At 63.6% G+C, this 2,818-nt stretch carries 4 protein-coding genes; 1 reads left to right on the top strand and 3 read right to left on the bottom strand.

The genetic code is table 11. From position 1 onward, the window contains the following. Window positions 1-457, bottom strand: a 457-nt coding sequence (gene yjgA, locus AC1D1X_RS19925) for a ribosome biogenesis factor YjgA (RefSeq protein ID WP_477698975.1), incomplete at its 3' end; no start/stop codon positions are given. Between the two features lie 25 nt (window positions 458-482). Here yjgA and pmbA point away from each other — a divergent pair. Then, window positions 483-1,919: a metalloprotease PmbA gene (pmbA, locus tag AC1D1X_RS19920; protein WP_477671567.1), complete on the top strand. Its 1,437-nt coding sequence runs from the start codon at window positions 483-485 to the stop codon at window positions 1,917-1,919. Between the two features lie 215 nt (window positions 1,920-2,134). Here the strand turns inward: pmbA and AC1D1X_RS19915 are convergent, their stop codons facing one another. Next, window positions 2,135-2,584, bottom strand: a complete 450-nt coding sequence (locus AC1D1X_RS19915) for a GatB/YqeY domain-containing protein (protein WP_477666378.1) — start codon at window positions 2,582-2,584, stop codon at window positions 2,135-2,137. A gap of 113 nt (window positions 2,585-2,697) precedes the next feature. Beyond that, entirely contained in the window at window positions 2,698-2,817 is a 120-nt protein-coding gene (rpsU, locus tag AC1D1X_RS19910; RefSeq protein WP_477698976.1) for a 30S ribosomal protein S21, read from the bottom strand. Window position 2,818 lies beyond the last annotated feature (1 nt).

Raw genomic sequence — 2,818 nt, 5'->3', positions numbered from 1 at the left:
GTTGCTGGGAGTCGGTGCCGGGGTGTTCTTCGAGCCAGGCACCCAGCGCGGCGTCATCGGCGATCAGCTTGTCGCGCCATTGCTCGGCCAGGTGCAGGGCCAGCGTCAGGTCGGCCGATCCGTTGAGCTGCTCGTTGATGGCTTCGCGGATGGGGTCAGGGTCCAGCGGGCGCATCAGCTTGCCGATGAACTGCATCTGGCGGCGTCTGCCCTCGAAGTTCGTGRTCTTTTTTGCGTCGGCAATTGCGTCGCGCAGCTTGTCGGGCAGGTCCAGACGCRCCATCAAATCGGCGCGCAGGGTCAGCAGCGCTTCACCGAGCGCCTGTTTTTCGTCGGCCTCGGCCTTGAGCTGGGTTTTGCTGGGCGGGCCGACTTCTTCAAGCGCGATTTCCTCGGGTTTGACGAAGCGGCCGTTGGACCAGTAGCCCTTGATGGCCTTGGGAGTCTTGTTGTTCATAGCAGTCAGTATCATAGCTACCCATATGACCCAAAAAGCTTCTTCTCGCGCCAGCGGCGCAACACGCAGTGCTTCCCGCCCCGTCCCGGGCCCCAAGAGCCAGTCAGGCCAGCCCGAATCCGGTTTCAGCTACCACCGTGATTTTTTCGAGGAACTCGTCGACAGCGCCCTTGGCCATGCCAAAAAACTGGGGGCCACCGATGCCGCCGCGGAAGCCTCCGAAGGCTGCGGGCTCTCAGTCAGCGTGCGCAAGGGCGAGCTTGAAAACGTCGAACGCAACCGCGACAAGTCGTTGGGCATCACCGTCTACATCGGAAAAAAACGCGGCAATGCCGCCACCAGCGACTTCTCCAAAGCAGCGATCGAGCAGACTGTGAAAGCAGCCTACGATATTGCGCGGTTCACGGCGGAAGACGAGACCTCCGGCCTGCCCGATGACCGCGACATTGCGCGCGTGCATCCGGCGCTCGACCTTTTTCACCCCTGGTCCATCAATTCGGAAGAAGCCGCCCAGCTCGCCCTGCAGTGCGAAGCCGCGGCCCTGAGCACCAGCCGCCTGATCACCAACAGCGAAGGCGCCGGTGTATCGGCGCAGCAAAGCCATTTTTTCAGTGCGCATACCAAGGGCTTTCGCGGCGGTTACGCCAGTTCGCGCCACAGCATCTCGGTGGCGCCGATTGCGGGCAGGGGCGACCAGATGCAGCGCGATGCCTGGTACAGCTCCATGCGCGACGCCGGTGAATTGGCGGCTCCCGAAGCGGTAGGCCGCTATGCCGCTGAGCGTGCACTGGCACGGCTCAAGAGCCGCAAGATCCCGACCACGCAATGCCCGGTGCTGTTCGAGTCGCCGCTGGCAGCGGGCCTGCTGGGCGGCTTTGTGCAGGCCGTGAGCGGCGGCGCGCTCTACCGCAAAAGCACCTTCCTGGCCGACAGCCTGGGCAAGCTTGCCTTCCCCAAACACATCGACATCGCCGAAGACCCGCACCTGCGCAAAGGCAAAGGCAGCGCACCCTTTGACGAAGAGGGCGTCAAGACCAGGGCACGCCAGGTGGTGGAGGCTGGCCGCGTCGAAGGTTATTTTCTGAGCACCTACTCAGCCCGCAAGCTGGGCATGCGCACCACCGGCAACGCCGGCGGCTCGCACAACCTGATCATGACCAGCCGCAACACCCGCAAGGGCGACGACCTGGACGCCATGCTGCGCAAGCTGGGCCGCGGCCTTTTTGTGACCGAGCTGATGGGGCAGGGCGTGAACTACGTGACGGGCGACTACTCGCGCGGGGCTTCGGGCTTCTGGGTCGAGAATGGCCGCATCGCCTTTCCGGTCGAAGAAATCACGATTGCCGGCAACCTCAAGGACATGCTCATGGGCATCGACGCCGTGGGCGCGGATGCCTACAACTACGGTGCCAAAACGGTGGGCTCGATTCTCGTCAACCGGATGAAGGTCGCGGGGAGCTGAAGCCCCCACGGTCGCTCACTTCGTGTAGCTCCCGAGGCCTTGCWGGCCGCGGCTCGCGAGACGCTTCGCCTCTGTCGCCTGTCCAAAGCTGCTCAAGCAGCTTTGGAGCCGCAGGCTCCAGCCCCTCGGGGGCCGCTGCGCCTGCGGCCCGGCAAAGCCGGTTCCGCGGCTTGAACTGGCTTAAGGCGGGTACATGTAGCCGCCCACCTCTGTATTCAGCCGGCTAGCGCTGCCTTCACTGCGGCAGACACCTGGCCCATGTCGGCCTTGCCGGCGAGCTTGGCCTTAACGGCACCCATGACCTTGCCCATATCGCCGGGGCCGGTGGCGCCCAGTTCGGCGACGATGGCTTTCACAGCGGCGGCGACTTCGTCGGCGCTCAGGCGCGCTGGCAGGTAGGCCTGCAGCACGACCAGCTCGGCTGCTTCCTTGTCGGCCAGGTCCTTGCGCTCGGCCTTCTGGAAAGCTTCGAGCGAGTCCTTGCGCTGCTTGATCAGCTTGTCGACGATGGCGACCACGGCTGCGTCGTCCAGCACCACGCGTTCATCCACCTCTTTTTGCTTGAGGGCGGCCAGCAGCAGGCGGATGGTGCCCAGGCGCTCGCTGTCCTTGGCGCGCATGGCGGTCTTCATGTCTTCGGTGATCTGGTCTTTGAGTGCTGACATTCGGAGGCTCCTGGAAGGCAAAATAGGATGAAGGGTGGCGTAGCGCCAAAAACACAAAAGCCCGCAGAGCGTCCTCGTGCGGGCTTTTTGTTGCCGTGAGGCGGTACTAAAGATTAGTACAGCTTTTTCGGCAATTGCATCGAGCGGATACGCTTGTAGTTGCGCTTRACGGCGGCTGCCTTCTTGCGCTTGCGCTCTGCCGTTGGCTTTTCGTAAAACTCGCGGGCGCGCAGG

This window comes from Polaromonas sp. P1_G4 (assembly GCF_056405475.1).
The sequence above is the reverse complement of the archived record's forward strand: the minus strand, read 5'-3'. Positions and strand labels throughout refer to the sequence as shown.

Coding starts and splice junctions, on each gene's coding strand:
- AC1D1X_RS19915 (WP_477666378.1), bottom strand. CDS start 2,584: ATGTCAGCACTCAAAGACCAGATCACCGAAGACATGAAGACCGCCATG.
- pmbA (WP_477671567.1), top strand. CDS start 483: ATGACCCAAAAAGCTTCTTCTCGCGCCAGCGGCGCAACACGCAGTGCT.